This is a genomic window from Thermostichus sp. MS-CIW-15, assembly GCF_054060575.1.
Window position 1 is genome coordinate 1 of record NZ_JBSSDI010000042.1, and the last position, 19,953, is coordinate 19,953.

18 protein-coding genes are annotated in these 19,953 nt (G+C 60.9%); 7 read left to right on the forward strand and 11 right to left on the reverse strand.

Annotation, left to right across the window (positions count from 1 at the left end):
- Window positions 1-412 precede the first annotated feature (412 nt).
- The 5 genes from tatC to ACVW0R_RS12240 all read left to right on the forward strand — a co-directional run bounded on the left by tatC (window position 413) and on the right by ACVW0R_RS12240 (window position 6,746).
- Entirely contained in the window at window positions 413-1,195 is a 783-nt protein-coding gene (tatC, locus tag ACVW0R_RS12220) for a twin-arginine translocase subunit TatC (protein WP_011430168.1), read from the forward strand.
- A 649-nt stretch (window positions 1,196-1,844) separates the two neighbouring features.
- The gene (locus ACVW0R_RS12225) at window positions 1,845-3,056 is read left to right on the forward strand and encodes an NAD(P)/FAD-dependent oxidoreductase (RefSeq protein ID WP_228375481.1); all 1,212 of its coding nucleotides are present in this window, start codon (window positions 1,845-1,847) and stop codon (window positions 3,054-3,056) included.
- 71 nt (window positions 3,057-3,127) lie between these two features.
- On the forward strand, window positions 3,128-4,060 hold the full coding sequence (locus ACVW0R_RS12230; protein WP_240527375.1) for an LmeA family phospholipid-binding protein: 933 nt from the start codon (window positions 3,128-3,130) through the stop codon (window positions 4,058-4,060).
- A 168-nt stretch (window positions 4,061-4,228) separates the two neighbouring features.
- Window positions 4,229-5,749: a hypothetical protein gene (locus ACVW0R_RS12235; RefSeq protein ID WP_457393072.1), complete on the forward strand. Its 1,521-nt coding sequence runs from the start codon at window positions 4,229-4,231 to the stop codon at window positions 5,747-5,749.
- An 85-nt stretch (window positions 5,750-5,834) separates the two neighbouring features.
- Window positions 5,835-6,746 carry a methylenetetrahydrofolate reductase gene (locus tag ACVW0R_RS12240; RefSeq protein ID WP_011430163.1) on the forward strand — a complete coding sequence of 304 codons (912 nt, stop codon included), beginning with the start codon at window positions 5,835-5,837 and terminating at the stop codon, window positions 6,744-6,746.
- On the opposite strand, the gene dapB is transcribed toward ACVW0R_RS12240, so the two are convergent.
- The 6 genes from dapB to rpsL all read right to left on the reverse strand — a co-directional run bounded on the left by dapB (window position 6,743) and on the right by rpsL (window position 12,537).
- The gene (dapB, locus tag ACVW0R_RS12245; protein ID WP_041439013.1) at window positions 6,743-7,579 is read right to left on the reverse strand and encodes a 4-hydroxy-tetrahydrodipicolinate reductase; all 837 of its coding nucleotides are present in this window, start codon (window positions 7,577-7,579) and stop codon (window positions 6,743-6,745) included. The genes ACVW0R_RS12240 and dapB overlap by 4 nt on opposite strands.
- Before the next feature lie 91 nt (window positions 7,580-7,670).
- Complete coding sequence (gene rpsJ / locus ACVW0R_RS12250; RefSeq protein WP_099812160.1) at window positions 7,671-7,988, reverse strand: 30S ribosomal protein S10; 318 nt, start codon at window positions 7,986-7,988, stop codon at window positions 7,671-7,673.
- 93 nt (window positions 7,989-8,081) lie between these two features.
- Entirely contained in the window at window positions 8,082-9,311 is a 1,230-nt protein-coding gene (tuf, locus tag ACVW0R_RS12255; protein WP_457502122.1) for an elongation factor Tu, read from the reverse strand.
- A gap of 18 nt (window positions 9,312-9,329) precedes the next feature.
- Entirely contained in the window at window positions 9,330-11,459 is a 2,130-nt protein-coding gene (fusA, locus tag ACVW0R_RS12260) for an elongation factor G (RefSeq protein WP_099884506.1), read from the reverse strand.
- A 156-nt stretch (window positions 11,460-11,615) separates the two neighbouring features.
- Complete coding sequence (gene rpsG / locus ACVW0R_RS12265; protein ID WP_011430158.1) at window positions 11,616-12,086, reverse strand: 30S ribosomal protein S7; 471 nt, start codon at window positions 12,084-12,086, stop codon at window positions 11,616-11,618.
- A 43-nt stretch (window positions 12,087-12,129) separates the two neighbouring features.
- Window positions 12,130-12,537: a 30S ribosomal protein S12 gene (gene rpsL, locus ACVW0R_RS12270; RefSeq protein WP_011430157.1), complete on the reverse strand. Its 408-nt coding sequence runs from the start codon at window positions 12,535-12,537 to the stop codon at window positions 12,130-12,132.
- Between the two features lie 197 nt (window positions 12,538-12,734).
- Between rpsL and ACVW0R_RS12275 the strand changes: the two genes are divergently transcribed.
- A complete protein-coding gene (locus tag ACVW0R_RS12275) occupies window positions 12,735-13,439 on the forward strand; it encodes a ComF family protein (RefSeq protein WP_011430156.1) in 705 nt (234 codons plus the stop codon).
- Here the strand turns inward: ACVW0R_RS12275 and ACVW0R_RS12280 are convergent, their stop codons facing one another.
- Both ACVW0R_RS12280 and ACVW0R_RS12285 read right to left on the reverse strand, forming a co-directional pair.
- Window positions 13,440-14,345, reverse strand: a complete 906-nt coding sequence (locus ACVW0R_RS12280) for a prohibitin family protein (RefSeq protein WP_457502123.1) — start codon at window positions 14,343-14,345, stop codon at window positions 13,440-13,442.
- A gap of 73 nt (window positions 14,346-14,418) precedes the next feature.
- Entirely contained in the window at window positions 14,419-15,222 is an 804-nt protein-coding gene (locus ACVW0R_RS12285; protein WP_457502124.1) for a prohibitin family protein, read from the reverse strand.
- A gap of 248 nt (window positions 15,223-15,470) precedes the next feature.
- On the opposite strand from ACVW0R_RS12285, the gene ACVW0R_RS12290 reads away from it, so the two are divergent.
- Window positions 15,471-15,746 (forward strand): hypothetical protein, encoded by a 276-nt coding sequence (locus ACVW0R_RS12290; RefSeq protein WP_457502125.1) that lies wholly within the window; start codon window positions 15,471-15,473, stop codon window positions 15,744-15,746.
- Window positions 15,747-15,765: 19 nt separating this feature from the next.
- Here the strand turns inward: ACVW0R_RS12290 and ACVW0R_RS12295 are convergent, their stop codons facing one another.
- From ACVW0R_RS12295 to ACVW0R_RS12305, 3 genes are all read right to left on the reverse strand, one after another.
- Complete coding sequence (locus ACVW0R_RS12295) at window positions 15,766-16,398, reverse strand: 4Fe-4S single cluster domain-containing protein (protein WP_457502126.1); 633 nt, start codon at window positions 16,396-16,398, stop codon at window positions 15,766-15,768.
- 349 nt (window positions 16,399-16,747) lie between these two features.
- Window positions 16,748-19,561 (reverse strand): BPTD_3080 family restriction endonuclease, encoded by a 2,814-nt coding sequence (locus ACVW0R_RS12300; protein WP_414508365.1) that lies wholly within the window; start codon window positions 19,559-19,561, stop codon window positions 16,748-16,750.
- Window positions 19,542-19,895, reverse strand: a complete 354-nt coding sequence (locus tag ACVW0R_RS12305) for a HEPN domain-containing protein (RefSeq protein WP_083759161.1) — start codon at window positions 19,893-19,895, stop codon at window positions 19,542-19,544. The genes ACVW0R_RS12300 and ACVW0R_RS12305 overlap by 20 nt, the downstream gene beginning before the upstream one ends.
- Window positions 19,896-19,953: the final 58 nt, after the last annotated feature.

The following is a 19,953-nucleotide window of genomic DNA, read 5'->3' on the forward strand; positions in this document are numbered from 1 at the left end:
AACTCTTTGCCGCAAATCCAAAGAATGAGTCGGCATTCCTTTCTCTCCTTCCTCTTGAATACCTGTACCCTATTTTAAATTAAAAGGCTGTATCTTTTGTGTCCTTCAGAATTTTAGAGCTGCTCCCGCCTCAGCCTAGCCGGGCGAGATGAAGTATTGACATACTCCCCAGCCCTTTGGGGCGGGGATCCTAGCTCCCCTCTGTCCCCCCGTATACGGGGGGTTTGGGGGTTCGGGGGAGAACGTCAACAGTCTGGTGAAGCAGAGACTTTGAGCAAGGGCAGCTCCCGTCCACAACCTGGCAGTTCCTTCCGGGAACAGCTTGGAAGGGGGCCATGTATTGGGCGGGCGCTTTTCCTTAAGGGTGGGGCAGGGCTAAGATAGCGGGAAAGGTTTCGTTACCTGTCGGCCCATGCCCCTTGCCTCTGAGACCGAGTCCTCGCAGCAAGCTCCGGCAACACCTGAGCCTTCTCGGGTGCCAGATCCGGAGTTTCCCTACGAGGTCGAGATGAGCTTGATGGAGCATCTGGAGGAGTTGCGTAGCCGCCTCTTGGCCAGTGTCATTGCGGTGGCCCTGTGTATCGTCGCCTGTTTTCTGGTGGTGAACCGCATCGTCGCCCTGCTGGAGGTGCCCGCTCAGGGGGTGACCTTCTTGCAACTGGCGCCGGGCGAGTATTTTTTCGTCTCTATGAAAGTGGCGGCATATTCGGGGCTGCTCTTGGCCACGCCCTTTGTGCTCTACCAAATTGCCCGCTTCGTCTTGCCAGGGCTGAGCGTCAAGGAGCGCAAGCTGTTGGGGCCGGTGGTGCTCGGATCCAGCCTTTTGTTTGTGGCTGGCTTGGTCTTTGCCTACTACCTCCTCATTCCGGCGGCGCTCAACTTCTTCATTCGCTATGGGGAAGGGGTGGTGGATCAGGCCTGGTCCATCGACCGCTACTTTGAGTTTGTGCTGCTGCTGATGTTCAGCACTGGCTTGGCCTTTCAGGTGCCGATTTTGCAGGCGCTGCTGGGAGCTTTGGGCCTGGTAACTGCTGAGCAGATGTTCAAGGGTTGGCGCTATGTTGTCCTAGGTTCGGTGGTGGCGGGGGCCATTCTCACCCCTTCCACGGATCCCCTCACCCAGAGCCTCCTGGCTGGCGCGGTAACGTTCCTGTACTTGTTTGGCATTCTCCTGGTGAAGCTGCTTGGCAAATGACCCAAGGCCGCAGACCTTGATTCTGCCAGCGGGGTCTCCGGCCCGGGAAAGAGAAACGCCAATGGATAAACTCTACCTTCTCACCAAGTTGCTCAGCGGCAACAGTCGGGACTGCAGCCCTGGCTAGCGCCGGGGTTCCGGCATCCACCCCCATCGGCAAGAGACGGCTCCACCGCCAGCGGGGGGAGAGCGGGCCCGGCCCGCCTTGAACTGGAAGGGATCCCGGCCAATTTTCCCGGGCAGGGTATTTCAACGGCGGATTGGCCCGCCTCACTATGCCAGCGTACCGCTCGCCAGCCCACCAGGGACGAGAGGCCTGTTCGCAAGCCCTGGGGGGGTTGGTGCGGTTGTCAGAAGAGGCGGTTTTGGTGCCTGCTGTAGCCTCTGGGCCAGCGAGGGCAAACGGCGGCTCGCTGCGCTGCTGAGCTCTTCTCAAAGGGAGGTTTGGCCGATGGGCAAAGAGAAATTGGCTTTTGACCAACCAGTCTTCTAAAGTTCTATGGTTGCTTGGACTTTTCTCCCGAAGACAAATCCTTATCCTCCCAAAACCTACGATCCTGCTTACCCAGTCGGCAGCTACTGGGACAGCACAATACCAGATTCCAGTTGGCGACATCCGGCGCCTCTGCAAGGGCAGGTTGAGGCCGAGGTGGCCATCATAGGAGGAGGATTGACGGGGCTATCGACGGCCCTGCACCTGGCCCGCGATCACGGCATTTCGGCTTGCCTGCTGGAGGCGGGATCCCTGGGCTGGGGCGCCTCCGGGCGCAACGGCGGCTTCTGCGGAGTGGGGGCGAGCTACCTCACCCATGCCCAAATGGTGCGGCGGGTAGGCCTGGCGGAGACGGAGCGCTACTACCGGGATCAGCGGCAGGCGGTGGAGACCGTGCAAGAGCTGGCCGCTGCCGAGGGCTTTTCCCTGGATGCCCAGGGAGAAGGTTGGTACGCAGTAGCCCACCGCCCCAGCGCTTGGCGGGAGTTGGAGGCCGAATACCAGATCTACGCCCAGGTGGCCGGCTACCCAGTTCAGCTCCTCAGCCCCAAAGAGCTGCGGGAACGGGGCTTCGACAGCCGCGAGAACCACGGCGCCCTCCACATCGGGGTGGGGTTTGGCCTCAACCCCCTCAAGCTTGCCCAAGGGCTGGCCCAGGCCGCCCAGAAATGGGGAGCGCAATTGCACAGCGCCAGCCGGGTCGTTGCCTGGGAAAAGGTTGGCTCCCGCCACCTTTGCCATACGCCCGGGGGAACGGTGCGGGCACGGCACCTGGTCATCGCCACCAATGGCTACACGCCGGCCAACCTCTACCCCCAATTGGCCGGATCCCTGTTGCCGGTGCTTTCCAACATTCTGGTCACCCGGCCTCTGACGCCGGCAGAGCGAAGGGCTCAGGGATGGTGGGATCCGACGCCGATCTACGACACGCGACGGCTGCTGTTCTACTACCGTCTCCTGCCGGATGGGCGCTTGCTGTTTGGGGGGCGGGACGGCACCTGCGATGCCCCAAGGGAACGCCAGCGCCTGCGGGCCTGGATGGCGCGGCAGCTCTACCGCCTCTTTCCCGCCTGGGAGGGGGTGGAGATCGAGTACGCCTGGAACGGCTTGGTTTGCCTCTCCCGCCAGCTTCACCCCCACATCGGCCCTTCGCCGACGGATCCCAGCCTCTGGTACGGCCTGGCCTACCACGGCAGCGGCGTGGCCACAGGGGTGTGGGCAGGCAAAATCCTGGCCCAGGAGATCGCCGGCATCCGACCCCAAATTAGCGCCCTCTTCCGCCAGCCACCGCGCCTTTTCCCTTTCCCCTGGCTGCGGCTTCACTACCTGCGGCTGGGGTATCTTTGGTGGCAGTTGACAGACGGATAGTTCCTTCAGGTGTGCGGGAGAGCCCCCTATTCGCTGCAGAAGTCCTGTCGTAATCTAGTCCTAGTTCGGCCTTGCCTTGGCCTCTCGCCATTGCCCGTCGTTCCTTGCTGAGGTACCCAGTGCTGCCCACAGCTTGTTATCGGCCTGATCAGGACTCGGTCATTCTAGAGGGTCCCTCTGTTTCCCAGATCCCACCGACAGCCTGCCGCCGCCGACGGCTCTCCCCAGGGGGGCAGCGGCTGGGGCTTGCTCTGCTGCTGAGCCTGCCCACCATGTTTTTGCCCTGGCCCGCTTTTGCCCAGATCGCCAGCTCCTTGCTCAATCCTCTGGTGGCCGCCTGGATTCGCTCTGAGGTGCAGCAGGTGGACAACTTGCGGGTGCAGATCGCCGGTTCCGACGCCCAGATTTTGAACGGCCAGATCCCCCAGGCCCAGGTGTCGGGAGACAACCTCATCTATCAGGGATTCCAGGTCAGCCACCTGCGGCTGCAGGGCCAGGATATTCGCCTCAATGTAGGGGAAGCCATCCAGGGACGTAGTCCCCTGCGGCTGTTGGCCCCCGTGCCGGTGCAGGTGAGCTTGCGCCTCACCGAAGACGATCTCAACCGCAGCCTTCAGGCTCCCCTCATCCAGTCCCAACTGGCCCAGGCGCAGGTGCAACTGCCCTTTGGAGGTCAAGCGGTGCCCTTCTTGATCCGCCAGCCCCAGGTCACCTTGCAGCAAAATCGGCTGCGCATCCAGGCCCAATTGGTTACTCCCGAGGGGGTGGAGGTGCCGGTTACGGTGCTAACTGGGCTACAGGCTCAGGGTCCCAACCAGTTGCGGCTGGTCAATCCCCTGTGGGTGAGCGAAGGGCAGGAGATCCCCATCCCCGGCCTGGCGGATTTTCCCATCCAGTTGGATCCAGGCGTGCGCATCGATCGCCTGGAGTTGCAGCCTGGCCAAATCCTCTACGAGGGCATGTTGGTCATCTACCCGGAGGCGGCGGCAGTGCCGCAGGGGTAGCGGGTTGTCGCCAGGGCTCGACCACTTGAGCTTGCCTTTGGGCGGTGCCAGCGGGATCTGCGGTGGCCAAGTTGTGATCGGGATCAAACCCAAGGTTGGGCTGCTGGGCGAGAATCCCTCTAGCCGTTGCCAAGCGGTCGCGGAGGGGTGGTGTATTGAGGTGAGTTCATGGCTTGGGGATCGCCGCCGCTACAACCCAGTGTTAGGCCCCTGCTCTTGGGGACTCTGCCGCTAATCCTGTCGCTGGTGTTGCTGGGGGGATGTTCCAGCGACGCCTTCTCCACGGTGCCCCTGGATGGGACGGCTGCCGGCACACGCACAGCCACGCCCCCCGGGCGAACTTTCTCCGATATTCCGCCCGGCCGGGATCCCCTTCTGAAGCACCTTTGGGCCAGCTTTGTGATCACGTCTGAGCAGTTGCAATCTGCCCGCAAGGCTCCCATCTCTCTCCATCCGCAGGCTCTCCTTCCCTGCACCGACTGCGAGAGCTTGGCAGAGCAGCTGGGATCCCTGCTCCCCACCCCCTCCTCCCGCGCCTTGGGCACCTATCGGCCTGACCAGCTCACACTCTCTTTCCGAGTTGAGCCCCACAAGACGTTTACCCGCCTCAGCGGCAGCTTTCACCTGGATACCACCACGCCCCTAGTTCACCCTGGCGAGGGGGTGCGCCTGGTGGTACAGCAGGCCTTCTGGGGGGACAAGGCCCTGGAGCCGCTGCCGCCCCCCCAGGACTTCTATGCCCGCCAGATGACTCAGGGTCGGTTCGAGGAGCGCACGTGGAGTTTCCCCTTCTCCCTCCCGGAGGCCGACGCCCCTGACCCCTCGCCGTCTCTACGGCTGCAGGTTGTCCTCACCTCCCCCATCCCGCCCGATTCTGCCCCTTTTCAGCGGGGCAGGCCGCTGCCTCCCCCCACGAGCCGGCTGTATCATGGGGTCACTTGGTCGGGCATGCCAACTTGGGAGCAGCTTCTGGCCTATCGCCAGGCCATTGGCCAGCCCCCCGCCTGGGCAGCGGTGGAGCACCTCTGGGATCCGCGCCAGGATTTTCCCCAGCCCCTGGCCAATCGCCTGCGGGAGAGCGGCTCCGTTCCCTACCTACGCCTGCGGCTGCAGCCGGCCCACCTCTCTTCCCTGGCTGCGGGCGAACAGGATGAGACCTTGCGCTCTTGGGCTCGGGGCATCCAGCGCTTTGCTACCCCGATTATCCTGGCCGTAGCTGTCGGGGACGGGGATACAGAGCTGCAACGACGGGCCTACCGTCACCTGATACAAACCCTGCGCTCTGAGGCCAATTTGCTCTGGGTTTTAGAGCTGGAGGGAGCGGATAACGAGGCAGCGTCTGCCTGGGCCGCCTTGCCAGGGGTGGACTGGCTGAGCCTGGAGGTGAAGGGGGATCCCGAGACCTTTGAAGCGTTGTACCGTCGCCTTGTGGCCTTTAACCCCCAGTTGCCCCTGATCCTCAGCGGGCCGTCTCCCGACGCAGAAGCTGCCCAGCCCTTTTTGGAAGGCTTGCAAGCCGGGCGGTGGCTCCAGGTGATTGGCTGGAGCTGGGCCCTGGGCCCGCAGGGGATCCCGCCCGCGGCGGCGACAAACTGGCAGCAGCGTCTGCACCAGGGGGATCCCCCCCTCTGGCTGGGAGAAATGCGGGTGCAGCCTCCGCCCAGCCCTTCCCCTTCGCCCAAGCCCTGAGAAAAGCGCTTTGGCTGGAAAAACCCTCCCAAAACAGCGGATAATAGGCCAACCCACTGCTTTTTCTTTCGGTCTTCCCAGAATTGTGGCCCTGACCTGCCCACCACCGTCGCGCTTTGCCCAAGCCATCCAGCGGGGGGAATTTTTGCTCACGGCTGAGATCACCCCCCCCAAGGGATCCGACACCAGCACCCTGCTCTCTCTGGCCCAGCAGCTCAAGGGCCGGGTGCATGCCGTCAACATCACGGACTCCAACCGCGCCATGGCCCGCATGAGCCCCCTGGCCGCCTCGCTGCTGTTGCAGCAGGCGGGCGTTGAACCCATCCTGCAGCTGGCCTGCCGGGATCGCAACCGCCTGGCTCTGCAGGGGGATCTGTTGGGGGCCTCAGCGCTCGGCCTGCGCAACGTGCTGGCCCTCACCGGGGATCCCATCCAGGTGGGGGATTGCCCCGATGCCCGCCCAGTCTTTGACCTGGAATCGGTGCGTCTGCTGCAGCTTATCCAACGCCTCAACAACGGCCTCGACTGCAACGGCAAGCCCCTCCCCGACGGCGGCACCTGTCTGTTCCCGGGGGCAGCCGTAGAGCCGCAATCCCCCAGCTTTTCCGGCCTGGAGCGGCGCTTCCACCGCAAGCTGGAGAACGGAGCCCAGTTTTTCCAAAGCCAGATGGTGACCGACTTCGAGCAACTGGAGCGCTTCATGGACAAGCTGGGCCGCCCCGCCGGCAAGCCCATCCTGGCGGGCATCTTCCTGCTCAAATCCGCCAAAAACGCCCTCTTCATCAACCGCAACTTGCCGGGGGTGCAGATCCCGGACGCCATTATCCAGCGGCTGGCCGATGCCCCCGATCCCCTCGAAGAAGGGATCCGCATTGCTGCCGAACAGGTGCGCCAGGCCCGCCAGATCTGTCACGGCGTGCACCTGATGGCCGTCAAGGCCGAACACCTCATCCCGCACATCCTGGACGAGGCCGGGATCCCGCCCCTGAGCAGCTAGCTCAACACCTGCTCCAAGCCGTAGACCAGCCCCTTGAGCTGCAGCACCTTGCGAATGCCCAGGATCACTCCCGGCATGAAGGCCATCCGATCCGTGATGTCGTGTCTCAAGGTCAACGTCTGCCCCATGCCGCCGAAGATCACCTCCTGGTGGGCAATAAGCCCCGGCAGGCGAACGCTGTGGATGGGGATGTTGGGGCCGGGGATCCCTCCCCGCGAGCCGGGGATCAGCTCCTTTTCTTCCACCTCAGGCGGGTTAAAAGCTTTGCCCAGTTGTCCCAGCCGCTGCGCCGTCTGCAGAGCCGTGCCGCTGGGGGCATCGACCTTGCGGTTGTGGTGCAGCTCGACAATCTCCACGTGATCGAAATATTGGGCCGCCTGCAGCGCCATCTGCTGCAGCAGGATCATGCCGATGGCAAAGTTGGGCGCAATTAGACAGCCCACACCGGACTTATCCGCCAGATCCCTCAGCCGCTCCACCTGCTCCGGCGTCAGGCCCGTCGTCCCCACCACCGGCCGCACCCCAAACGCAATGGCCGAGCGGACGTTTTCATACACAGAGCGCGGATGGGTGAAATCCACCATGACGCCTCGGGCGCTCCGCTGCGACAGCCGCAGCAACTGGCCCGCCAGGTCGTCGGTAATCTCGACTCCCAGGGATCCCAGGCCCAACACCTCGCCAATGTCCGAGCCCAACTGGGAACGGGCCACCGCCCCCACCAACTTCATGTCGGGGGTTTGGGCCACCGCCCGCACCACCTCCCGCCCCATCTTGCCCAGGGCTCCCACCACCAAGACCGGGATGGGCTCAGAAGCCGCCGTCCCCTCCCCAATGGCGGCGCCCTCTTCTCGTCTTTTTTGCTCGACTGCTGTGGTCACCACCTGCCCCCTTGCCTAACCTAGCGCCGGATCCCCGAGCGGAGCCTCACAATTTCACCTCGATGTCCACCCCTGCCGGCAGATCCAGCTTCATCAAAGCATCGATGGTTTTGGAAGAGGGGGAGTAGATGTCGATAATGCGGCGGTGGGTGCGAACTTCAAAATGTTCCCGCGAATCCTTGTCCGTGTGGGGGGAACGCAGCACACAGTAGAGGCGACGCCGCGTCGGCAAAGGGATCGGGCCAACTGGCACAGCCTCCGTGCGGCGGGCCGTGTCCACGATTTTGTTGCAGGAAGTATCCAGTAGCCGATGGTCGTAGGCCTTTAGGCGGATACGAATTTTCTGTTGGGTCAAGGTAGCCATAGTCGGAGAGAAGGTAGGGTGTACTCAAAAAAATGGCAGGGATCGAGCTTGCCTGGAGTGACCAGCGCCCAATCCCTGCCAAGAGAAAGCCGCTTACTTCAGGATCTTAGAGACCACACCGGCCCCTACGGTACGACCGCCCTCACGAATGGCAAAGCGCATCCCTTGCTCGATGGCGATGGGCTGGATCAGCTCTACCGTCATCCTGACGCGGTCGCCGGGCATCACCATCTCCGGCTTAGAGCCGTCGTCAGCCGTGAAGGAAGTGATGGTGCCGGTGACGTCGGTGGTACGCACGTAGAACTGAGGACGATAGCCGGCAAAGAAGGGGGTGTGACGTCCGCCCTCTTCCTTCTTGAGGACGTAAACCTCCGACTCGAACTGGGTGTGAGGAGTGATGGTCTTGGGCTTGGCCAGCACCATGCCCCGCTCCACCTCGTTCTTCTGAATACCCCGCAACAACACACCCACGTTGTCGCCGGCAATCCCCTCGTCCAGCGTCTTCTGGAACATCTCTAGACCGGTAACGGTGGTGGAACGGGTTTCTCGCAATCCCACCAGCTCCACGGTTTCGCCAACTTTGATGCGGCCCCGCTCGATCCGGCCCGTCGCCACCGTGCCGCGACCGGTGATCGAGAAGACATCTTCCACTGCCATCAGGAAGGGCTTGTCCACATCCCGCTCCGGCGTTGGAATGTAGGAGTCTACCGCATCCATCAGCTCGTAGATCTTGTCCACCCAGGGATCCTCACCCCGCTGGGTTTTGGGGTTGGCCTGCATCCTTTCCAGAGCCTTGAGAGCGGATCCTCTGATGATGGGGATTTCGTCGCCGGGGAAGTCGTACTTGGAGAGGAGCTCCCGTATCTCCAGCTCCACCAGCTCCAGCAGCTCCTCGTCGTCCACCATGTCCACCTTGTTGAGGAAGACCACCAAGCTGGGTACCCCCACCTGACGGGCCAACAGGATGTGCTCCCGCGTCTGCGGCATCGGCCCATCGGCCGCCGAGACCACCAGGATGGCCCCATCCATCTGGGCCGCGCCCGTGATCATGTTTTTCACGTAGTCGGCGTGGCCGGGGCAGTCCACGTGGGCGTAGTGACGCTTCTCCGTCTGGTACTCCACGTGGGCAGTGTTGATAGTGATACCGCGGGCTCTCTCCTCTGGCGCTGCGTCAATCTCGTCGTAGCGCTTGGGCGCCGCTTGGCCGAGGGCAGCCAAGGTCATGGTAATGGCGGCGGTCAACGTCGTCTTACCATGGTCCACGTGGCCAATGGTGCCAACATTAACGTGGGGTTTGGTGCGTTCGAACTTAGGGCGTGCCATGAATCCTCACTTCCTTTTTCAGTTAGCTACGTTTCCTTTGCTTTTGGCAATGATGGCTTCCGCGATATTGCGAGGAACTTCCTCGTAGTGGCTGAACTCCATCGTAAAGATGCCCCGCCCTTGGGTTTTGGAGCGGATGTCGGTGGCATATCCAAACATCTCCGCCAAGGGAACCTTGGCATTGACCTTGGAGATGCCGCCCTCTGTACTCATCCCCTCCATCTGGCCGCGACGGGCGTTGATGTCTCCGATAACATCCCCGACGAAGGCTTCGGGAACTTCCACCTCCACCTTCATCATCGGCTCCAGCAGGACGGGGTTGGCTCTGCGAGCAGCCTCCTTCAACGCCATCGAGCCGGCGATCTTGAAGGCCATTTCGCTGGAGTCCACCTCGTGGTAGGAGCCGTCCACCAGCGTGACGCGAATATCGATCAAAGGATAGCCAGCCAAGACGCCGGACTCGCAGGCTTCGCGGATCCCTTGCTCGGCAGGCGGAATGTACTCTTTGGGGATGACACCACCCACAATTTTGGAGACAAACTCGAACCCCGTGCCCGGCTCTGCCGGCTCCAGGTCGATGACCACATGGCCGTACTGGCCGCGGCCGCCAGTCTGGCGGATGAACTTCCCTTCCACGCGGCTAACTGGCTTGCGGATGGTTTCGCGGTAGGCCACTTGGGGGTTGCCCACGTTGGCTTCTACGTTGAACTCCCGCAGCATGCGATCCACCAGAATCTCCAGGTGGAGCTCGCCCATGCCGGAGATGATGGTTTGGTTGGTCTCCGGATCCACCGAGACGCGGAAGGTGGGATCCTCCTTGGCCAGGGCCTGCAGCGCTTTGGAGAGTTTGTCGATATCGGCTTTGGTCTTGGGCTCGACAGCCACCGAGATTACCGGCTCGGGGATATATAGGGACTCCAGGATCACCGGCGCGTTTTCGTCGCAGAGGGTGTCCCCAGTGGTGGTATCTTTCAGGCCCAACACAGCCCCCAGATCGCCTGCCCGCAGCTCATCTACATCCAGACGCTCGTCCGCCTTGAGCACCACTAGGCGGGAGATGCGCTCCTTTTTGTTCTTGGTGGAGTTGAGCACATAGGTGCCCTTGGTTAGCACCCCAGAGTAAACGCGGATAAAGGTGAGGTCTCCGTACTTGTCGCTCATCAGCTTGAAGGCCAGGGCGGAGAAGGGCTCATCGTCGCTGGCTTTGCGCGACACCTCCGACCCATCCGGCAATACCCCCTTGATGGCGGGAATATCGATGGGAGAGGGAAGGTAGTCCACCACCGCGTCCAGCAGCATCTGCACACCCTTGTTCTTGAAGGCAGAGCCGCACAGCATGGGCACAATTTGGCCGCTGATGGTGCCTTTGCGCAGACCAGCCATTAGGTCGGCTTCGCTCAGATCCTCCTCGGCAAAGTACTTCTCCATCAGGGCCTCGTCGGTCTCGGCCACTGCTTCCACCAGCTTGGCCCGGTATTCCGCCACCAGATCCTTCATCTCCTCCGGGATGGGGGCAGGGCGAATGTCCTTGCCGATCTCATCCATGTAGATATTGGCCTGCAAGCGCACCAGATCGACGATGCCGCGGAACTCGTCTTCCGCCCCGATGGGCAGTTGGATCGGCACGGCGTTGGCTTTGAGGCGCTCCCGGATCTGGTTATAAACCTTGAGGAAATTGGCCCCCATGCGATCCATTTTGTTGACAAAGGCAATGCGGGGCACATTGTAACGATTGGCCTGCCGCCAGACGGTTTCCGACTGCGGCTGCACGCCCCCTACCGAGTCGAAGACGGCGATCACCCCGTCCAGCACCCGCATCGAGCGCTCCACCTCGATGGTGAAGTCCACGTGCCCTGGCGTGTCGATGATGTTGATGGTGTATTCCGGCGCGCCGGCGAGAGGTTGGGAGGGGTTTTTCGGATCCCGCTTGGTCCAACGGGTAGTGATGGCCGCGGCCGTGATGGTGATGCCCCGCTCCCGTTCCTGAGCCATCCAGTCGGTTACCGTGGTTCCCTCGTGAACCTCGCCAAGCTTATGCACCAGACCGGAATAGAAGAGGATCCGTTCTGTGGTCGTGGTCTTGCCAGCATCGATGTGGGCCGCGATACCAATATTTCGAACTCGTTCCAGGGGAACTGTGCGTGCCACGTTAACCTCCCAATCCTCGTCGCCCTGCGACTCGGGCAAACTAAAAAAACCTTTACAATTCTAGTCTTTTTTGCCCCTTCTCCTCCAGATCCAGCCCAGCTCTCGGCAAATGGGAAGGGATCCCAACAACATCCTCCTTTGCTCGGCCAGCGGGGTTCAGTAGCGGTAGTGGGCAAAGGCTTTGTTGGCTTCGGCCATGCGATGGACTTCCTCTCGCCGGCGGATGGCGTTGCCGGTTTCGTTGGCCGCATCTATAATCTCATTGGCTAACTTGGCAGACATAGTGCGGCCTGGACGGGTGCGGGAAAAGGTGACTAGCCAGCGCAGCGCCAATGAGGTTCCTCGCTCCGCTCTGACCTCCACAGGCACCTGATAGGTGGCGCCGCCCACCCGCCGCGCTTTCACCTCCACCAAGGGGGTGGCGTTGCGAACGGCATTTTCCAGTACGGGCAGCGGATCCTGGCCGGTGCGCTCTCGCACAATCTCTAGAGCGTCGTAGAGGATCCTGGCGGCAAGAGAAGCCTTGCCCCTCATCATCAACTTGTGGATCAGCATGGTAACCAAACGGCTCCCGTACTTGGGATCTGGAGGCACGTCACGGCGAGGAGCACGGTTGCGGCGAGACATAGGAGCTGTAGAACTTGAAGGCAGGATGACGTCCAGAGGGAAACTATTTCTTCTTGCCAGCGGCGGCTGGGGCTTGGCCGGGCTTAGGCCGTTTTGCCCCGTATTTGGAGCGGCCTTGCTTGCGGTCTTTCACTCCTGCGGCGTCGAGCGTGCCCCGAATAATGTGATAGCGCACGCCGGGCAAGTCCTTGACCCTTCCGCCGCGAATCATGACCACCGAGTGCTCTTGTAGGTTGTGGCCAATGCCGGGGATGTAAGCAGTAACTTCAAAGCCAGAGGTGAGGCGAACCCGCGCCACCTTCCGCAAAGCTGAGTTGGGCTTCTTGGGCGTTGTCGTGTACACTCGGGTGCAAACTCCCCGCCGCTGAGGACATCCTTTCAGGGCAGGGGCCTTGGTCTTGCGAACAGCAGCCTTGCGCTCTTCGCGAATGAGTTGCTGAATGGTGGGCATGGGTTGGCTGAGAAGATCGCTACTCAATTATCCGGCAGTAGTAAATCCTAGCAAGGCGGGATCCCGGCGTCAACTTAAGGGATCAGCTTCTGGGCTGGTGGCTTGGCTGAGTGAGAATTTCAGCATCCTTGTTCCCCTCAGCTAGCCTAGAGGAGCTTCTGCACACCAGAAGGAACTCGCGAAAGGCGATGGGCTGGATGGATTGGTGGATTTTGCTCCCTTGTCCGCTCTGCCAGCGCCCGGCTAAGGCTGTGTTTTGTCCAGACTGTCAAAGGCGGCTGCAGGCGGAGCGGCTCGACTCTTGGCCGGTCACCACTTCGCCTTGGCCGCTTTATGCTTGGGGGATCCACCGGGGAGCGCTGCGCCGGGCCATCTATTGCCTGAAATATGAAGGACAGCGGCGCATTGGCGCGGTTTTGGGGGAATGGCTGGGATCCCGCTGGCTGGAGAGCCGACAGAAGCGTTCGGGATCCCAGGGAAGCCATGACCTGCTGTCTCGCCACGACTATACGGTGGTGCCCATCCCTCTGCATGCGGAGCGGCTGCGGCAGCGGGGCTACAACCAGGCGGCTTTGATCAGCCAAGCTTTTTGCGAGCGGACGGGTCTAAGACATTTACCTGACGCTCTGGTGCGGGTGCGGGCCACAGCGGCCCAACATGAGCTCAACCCCCTGCAACGCCAGCAGAACTTGGCAGGCGCCTTTGCTCTCAAGCGCGCTCCCGCCACGCCGGTGCTACTGGTGGATGACATCTACACCACCGGCTCCACCGTCCAAGCGGCGCAGCAGGTCTTGGTCGCTGCCGGGATCCCGGTGGCCGGGGTGATCGTCGTGGCCCAGGCGCAGCAAGCTGCCGACCGTTCCACCCTGCCCTGGCAGCTCCGACGGCGTGGCCAGGCTTGACTATCGGGCCTGTTGCAGGGCTGCCTGCCGGGGATCCACGTTGAGGAACACGGTGGCATCCCCCTCGACGCGGATGATGCGCAGAGGGGGCAGCGAGTCCGTCGGGTTTTGGATGCGCTCCTGGAGTTTTTCGTAAAACAACAGATCCGCCAGTTGTGCGTTTTCCGCTGCCGCTTGTCCTTTCAGCTCAATGGCCCGCTGGTTGGCTGCCGCCAGGATCAACAGCCGCTCGGTTTCCTTTTGCTGAATTTGTGCCCGCACTGCTGCTGTTTGTGCCGTAATCGAGGCCACCTGTTTGCGTTCAATGGAATCTCGCAGAGCTTGTGGAAAATCGGGGTTGCCCAGGAAGAGGCCTTCTACCTGGATCAAGGGCAGGGCTTGACCATCGCGGTTGACGGTGGGCATCTCTTGGCGGATCAAGTCCAGGGCCCGTTGTTCGATGGCCGTGCGCTGGCTTTTGCGGTAGAAATCCTCGGAATCGAAAGAGGCGGAGATATCGCGGATCTTGGAGCGCACCACCGGCACCACCACTGTCGAAAGATAGTTCTCGCCGATGGTGGCGTGCAGCTCGTCCAAAGTGGCGAGGTTGGGCTTGAGGGCAATGGCCACATCGATGGCAAAAGCCTGCCCGTCGGCGGTGTTGACCGTGATGGCATTGCTGATGGCGTTGGCCGAGTTGGGGTCATTGGTAAACTCCCAAACGCGGGTGAGCACGCTGTAGGTGATCGGCGTCTCGATCCCTGGAATCCGGAAGATGACCCCCGGCAATTCTACCCGCCCCTTTTGCAGCCCGGAAAAGGTATTGAACACTACAGTGGCATGTCCGGGCAAAGTGACGTACAGGCAAGCGCGGAGCACTCCCAGGGCCGCCAAGACGGCGATCCCTCCTACGGTTAACCAACCCACTCTGCTTTGGGGTGCTTCTCCTGTTGGATACATGGCGGCTCCTCGTGGAAAGAGGATGAAAAAGTGCTGGTTGCTATTTGGTAACCAGAGTTTCCAGGCGGGATCCCAGTACCGCGGCTTTGACCACCTCTAGGTACTGCGGATTTTGGGTGAGGGCCTGTGCTTTGGCTCTCAATTGACCGGCTTCTGCCTCCGCTTGAGAAATGATGGCGCGGGCATCTTGGCGGGCCTGCTCGATCTCAAATTGCTTTTGCGCCAGTTGATTTTCGGCAATGGTTTTTGCTTCAATAGCGGCTACAAAATCGGGATCGAAATCCACATCCCGCAGCAGAAAGTCCAAAACTTCGATGCCGTATTCCTTCAGCAAAAGGGCCACTCGTTCGCGAATTTGTCCTTGAAGCAGCGGGCGCTCGGTGGAATAGAGAGCTTGGGCGGAAAAGCCGCTGGTCTCGTTCAAGATGACCGACCGGACAATGGGGGCAATGCGATCCAAGTAGTTCTCTCCCAGTTGGGTATAGACCTTGGGAGGATCCACAATGCGAAATTGCAGCGTCGCTTCAGCCGCAATCTGCTGCCCATCCTGAGAAAGGGCCACCAGCCGCGGTGCGTAGGCGGTCGGGTCGTTGTCTTTCCAGGTCAGAGCTTGGGTTTTCACATCAAAGATGACTGTGCGAGAGACAAAGGGCGGCACCCAATGGAGACCAGGCTGCAAAGCCATCGGGCTCACCCCCCCTCCCCAGGTGAACACCACCATATTTTCTCCATTGCCCACCAGTCGCAGCGGCCTGCCCATCGCCACTAGGATCAATACGGCTCCGGCAAGGGTGGCCTTGGGCAACCAGCGACCAACTCGCCTCTCCCAACCTTCTGCTCGCATCTCCCCATCTCCTGCGCATGCAGCCATTCTCGCGGCTGTGGGGAAATGAGGCCGAGAAATCGCCGCTATCTTTTAAGTTTTCTCCAGGGATCCCGCGAGAGATCCCGCGCTTGCTCGCCCACTGTTCTCAACGATGTCGAGAACTCTACAAAGTTCACAAAAGATCACTTCATACTTTGCAAAGACCCGTGACGGACAGGCGAAAAGGGAAGAAGATTAAGACATAATAAAGATTTGGGTTGCCGTTCATGCTACCTACTGTCAACTACGAGCGGCGAGACATCCAGGTGCCACCCTCGTGCATTCCCGCCGCCGCCCAGGCCTTGATCCGGCAGGGGGTATCCATCTGCTGGCGGGAAGAGAGCCTGTCTGCCCTAATTCGTCTCGGATCCAAAGGCGCCGCCGACCGGGCCGCCATTTTGCTGGTGGAAATGAGCCTCATGGGCCAACCGGAAGAGCTAAAAAACTGGCTGGAGATGTGCTGGCAACTGCCCGCTTGTCTCAGGGAACCGCTGCAGGTGTAGGATAAAGGATCACTGCAGTTCAAGAGCCTGCCTCGTCGAGGAGAAACTGGCTGCCGTAGCCGGTAACGATGCGGGTTCCATCTTTGAGGATATGGATTTCCACCTGGTCGCTGGCCCAATTAAGTTGGTTTTCCAGGGCAGGGTTAAAGACATGTACCCGCTGGTTGCGGGAAGAGACCAGCGAGTGGGGGGAGCGAATGGCCTGGGATTGCAGGTAGGGCCCGTCCACCAAAATATCCAGCTCTTGCAGCAGCTCCTGGGCGCCGGGAGGAGCCTGGGGGGATCGCAACTCTTCCAGCGTGAATCCACTGAAGGCCATCACCGTCAGCCCTTTCGCTTTCAGGAGCCGCGCCAAGCTGGCCAGGGCAGGAACCTGCCAGAAGGGCTCCCCTCCCGAGAAGGTCACCCCCTCGTTTCTGGGGTTGCTGAGGATTTGCTCGGCCAGGTCGGTGATCTTCACCAGTTGGTTGACCTCAAACGGCCAAGAAGTAGGGTTGAAGCAGCCCGGGCACTCTCGCAGGCAGCCCTGCACCCAGACCACAGCGCGCCGGCCCGGCCCATTGACTTCCGAGTCGTCTACATAGCCCATCAGGTTAAGATAGCCTCTCGGGATCCGCGCCTGAAAGTCCAGCGCTATCTTTGCCTTGGACATGGGTCACCTGCTGCAAAACGGCTTTGAGACTACTCTTAGCCTAGTGAGAAGCCGAACGCGAAAGCTGTAATCTTATAGTCAAATTAATGGAGATGTCTCCAAAGCGCTCCGCGCCGCTGACGCCCCCAACCCCTCTCCCTCTGGGAGAGGGGAGTTAGGGATCGACGAAGCAACCATTTCGTTAGTCAGGTAGGCTGCTGGTGGAAAAGAAAGATTCTAGCTGATCATCGCGCTAGGCGCTATCCCTCCCCACGGTATAGACGGTGGGGTATCCCCCGCCTTCAGATGAAGCCAGGAGCCCCGGGCAGACTTTTCGGGATCCGGTACTCCACCATGAGCCCTGCTGCTCCTAGCTTTGCAGCAAAGTGTCTCGTATCTCGCCCGGGTAACGTGCCACCTTCCACCGCCAGCGACCGAACGCGCCATGGGCATTGACGGCTTGCACCCACTCGTCCAGATAGCGCCGCTTCACCCGGTCTAGTTCGGTGTCCTGTCCCTTTGTTTCCAGAATGAGCATGTCGCCGTTGGCCAGGCGCACAAGAAAATCTGGCCGATACTTCCGCACCACGCCGCGATACAGGTACAGGACTTCGAAGCCCAGATGGTCGTTCTTCGCCCAGGCGCTCACGGCACTGCTATTGTCCAATACGAAAGCATCCGACGCCTCCCACGTGCTGTCGTAGACGCAGACGTTGATGTGCGACTTGCGCGTGCGTTCACAAGGTTTGCTGGTGTACCAGGTGCGCATTTGGCCCGTCGAGCGGATCGGGTGGTCGCGATCGAAGACTGGCACAAGTTTCTCAGTGTTCTCCTGCCGCACCGCCTCGCAGACATGTTGCACAACTCGTGACAGGTTGAGGGTGATGATCAGCCGACGGCGCAGTTCGTCCTGATAAAAAAGAGGTGGGGAGATCAAAATCCGGTCAGAGCGAATGAACTGCTCGACAATCCGCACCAACTGCGCCAGCAAGATTTCGCGACTGCCTCTCCAGCTTTGCCTTACCTGATCGAACACATTGCGGGCAGTTTCGAAGATGATGCGCTGCGTGCGAAACTCTCGCGCCAACTTCTCCAGTTCGATACGGCTGATCTGGTTTACGTCGGGCTTGCCTTCGAGAATTGGTGCCAGTTCTGCCACTTGCGGCGTCTGAGCCGCGTCTAGTTCCAATGGCTGCACCTTTGACCAATCGAGAGTCAACGTTGGCTGAAGTAAGCGCTCGATGCGCACCACATTCGGCCAGCGGATCTCAAACTCCGCTTTGGCCGGGTCCGGTTCTACGGCGGTCTTGGGCGTTGGCGGGGGCGGCGGGCCATCTCCGCTATCCTCGTGCGGCAAGAAAGTAAAAGGCACGCCGAAGATATTGACGTATTCGGGCTCAAGCAGCCCCGTTTGTGGGTTGATCTCGTAGGATGTGCGGCGCAGGCCCCGGCCCACGACCTGCTCGCACAGAAGTTGGGAAGTGAAGGCCCGCAGCCCCATAATGTGCGTCACCGTCTTGGCATCCCAGCCCTCACTGAGCATCCCAACGGAAATGACGTTCTGGATTTTCTCGCCGGGCTGCCCCACCTGGCCCACCGTATCTACGATCTTTCGCAAACGTTCCGCCTGCTCTGCTTTGGTCAGCCGGCATTCGACCGGTACGTCCTCCTCTTCTCCATCATCGGCCTCGTCTGAAGCTTCCACCACTGCAGTGGACTCTTCCTTTGCCTCAGCCTCTTCTAGCACCTTCGAGTCGATGTGCAAGATTCCCTCCGAGTTACACAGCTCGTCAATGGGAATGCGCCGTGATTCGAAGGCGTGCTTGACCCGCGCTGCCGTCTCAGTGCGGTTACAGACAGTGATCATCACAGGCGGCGTGGGCAGGTCGGCTGCTTTCCAGGCCTTCCACGTCTCCCGCCAGTCGTAGCCCAGCAGGTAGTAGGCGTTCAGCACCAGATCCGGCAGCAGCTCTTCGGGATTGGCGCGTCGGTTGAGGTCGTCTTTCACCTCCGGGTCGTTGTAGATGTGGTATAGACGGGACTTGTAGGTTTTGGCATTGGGCACAGCGTCGTCACGCACTACAACGCGCGGGGTCTTGACCAGCCCCGATTCGATGGCGTCGTTCAGCCCGAAGTCGCTGACGATCCAGCCAAAGAGCGCCTCTTCACTGCTCTTCTTTCCCGAGGGCGCGAAGGGGGTGGCGGAGAAGTCGTAACAGGTGAGAATGCCGCGCGAACGGTGCAGCCGATCCAGGCCTCCAACCCACACCGTCGCTTCTTGGGCGCTGTCTTTTAAATCACGCTGGCGCAGGTACTTGCCTTCGGCTTCCCAGTTGACGCGCCAGGCGTGGTGCGCCTCGTCGTTGATGACCAGCAGGTTGTGCGCGTTGGCCATCTCGCCCAGCACCTCGCGCGTATAGGCTTCATCGCTCTTCGCGCCGCGTTTGTCCACGCTCTTCCGCTTTTTGATCTGCTCTTCGCTCTCCCAGGCCAGGGCATGCCAGTTGCGGACCAGCACCCGCCCCTGCCGCAGCTTGTCGAGCAGCGTGGACGGCACAATGTCGAACGCTTCGTAATAGTTACCGGCGCCCGCGGGCTCCAGCACCGCCAGCCGTTTCTTGACCGTCAGACCGGGGGCAACGACCAGCACGTTCTTCGAAAAGCGGGCATCTTGGGGGTTGGCCACTTTGTTAAGGATGTGCCAGGCAATCACCATCGCCATGACGATGGTCTTGCCCGTGCCGGTGGCCATCTTGCAGCACCGCCGATCAAAGTCCCCGCCGTCTCCCGGGATCTCAATGCCCACCCGCTCGGCAGCAGGCGCCTCGGTCAGCCAAATGAGCGTCTCGACGGCTTCCAATTGACAGAAGAAAAAGCGACGTCTGTCGAACTCCTCCGGGTCATGCCAGTGCGCCAAGAGCCGCCTGGTGATGCTGGTGATCCCGGGATAGCCTGCCTCGCGCCAGGCTTTGACGCGCGGGCGGATCTGGTTGACAAGCGGGATTTCAACGAAGATGCCCGGATCGTCGAAAGATTTGGAACCGGGAGTCGCTACCACGTAACCCGCTGGCCGCCGCCCTTCAACCAGTTCGAACGTACGCGTCTCGCGATCGTAGCGCCAGTGCTTCTTCGGCTCCTCGTAGGGAGAGTTGATGATCAAGCGGTCAATGGTAGTCCGGGCCATCGCTTTCCTCGCATTCTGTTGCTGCGCTGATCTGTTCCTTCGCCCAGTGGCACATCCGGGCAACCACGCTCGTCAGATCATCGTCAGAGGCGAGCGTGATTTCCAAATCGTCGTAGCGGAAGGCGACGGCAAAAGGGTTCAGCCGGCGCAGTTGGCTTTCCGTGACTGGCAGCGTCACGCCGCGATTCGCTAACAGGCGCGCCAGCTTGACCAGATCGTGTGTGCGCTCGAACTCGATCTGTTGCAGGAACAAGACCGCCTTGAGCGATTTCTCCACCGCCTGCTGGGCGTGGAAATAAGTACAGCCTTTTAATTTAAAATAGGGTACAGGTATTCAAGAGGAAGGAGAGAAAGGAATGCCGACTCATTCTTTGGATTTGCGGCAAAGAGTT

Excerpts from the sequence above, each read along its gene's own strand:
- ACVW0R_RS12235 (WP_457393072.1), top strand. The coding sequence starts at position 4,229 with ATGGCTTGGGGATCGCCGCCGCTACAACCCAGTGTTAGGCCCCTGCTC.
- ACVW0R_RS12290 (WP_457502125.1), top strand. The coding sequence starts at position 15,471 with ATGCTACCTACTGTCAACTACGAGCGGCGAGACATCCAGGTGCCACCC.
- rpsG (WP_011430158.1), bottom strand. The coding sequence starts at position 12,086 with ATGTCTCGCCGCAACCGTGCTCCTCGCCGTGACGTGCCTCCAGATCCC.
- ACVW0R_RS12295 (WP_457502126.1), bottom strand. The coding sequence starts at position 16,398 with ATGTCCAAGGCAAAGATAGCGCTGGACTTTCAGGCGCGGATCCCGAGA.
- ACVW0R_RS12275 (WP_011430156.1), top strand. The coding sequence starts at position 12,735 with ATGGATTGGTGGATTTTGCTCCCTTGTCCGCTCTGCCAGCGCCCGGCT.
- ACVW0R_RS12285 (WP_457502124.1), bottom strand. The coding sequence starts at position 15,222 with ATGCGAGCAGAAGGTTGGGAGAGGCGAGTTGGTCGCTGGTTGCCCAAG.
- tuf (WP_457502122.1), bottom strand. The coding sequence starts at position 9,311 with ATGGCACGCCCTAAGTTCGAACGCACCAAACCCCACGTTAATGTTGGC.
- ACVW0R_RS12300 (WP_414508365.1), bottom strand. The coding sequence starts at position 19,561 with ATGGCCCGGACTACCATTGACCGCTTGATCATCAACTCTCCCTACGAG.
- tatC (WP_011430168.1), top strand. The coding sequence starts at position 413 with ATGCCCCTTGCCTCTGAGACCGAGTCCTCGCAGCAAGCTCCGGCAACA.
- rpsL (WP_011430157.1), bottom strand. The coding sequence starts at position 12,537 with ATGCCCACCATTCAGCAACTCATTCGCGAAGAGCGCAAGGCTGCTGTT.
- rpsJ (WP_099812160.1), bottom strand. The coding sequence starts at position 7,988 with ATGGCTACCTTGACCCAACAGAAAATTCGTATCCGCCTAAAGGCCTAC.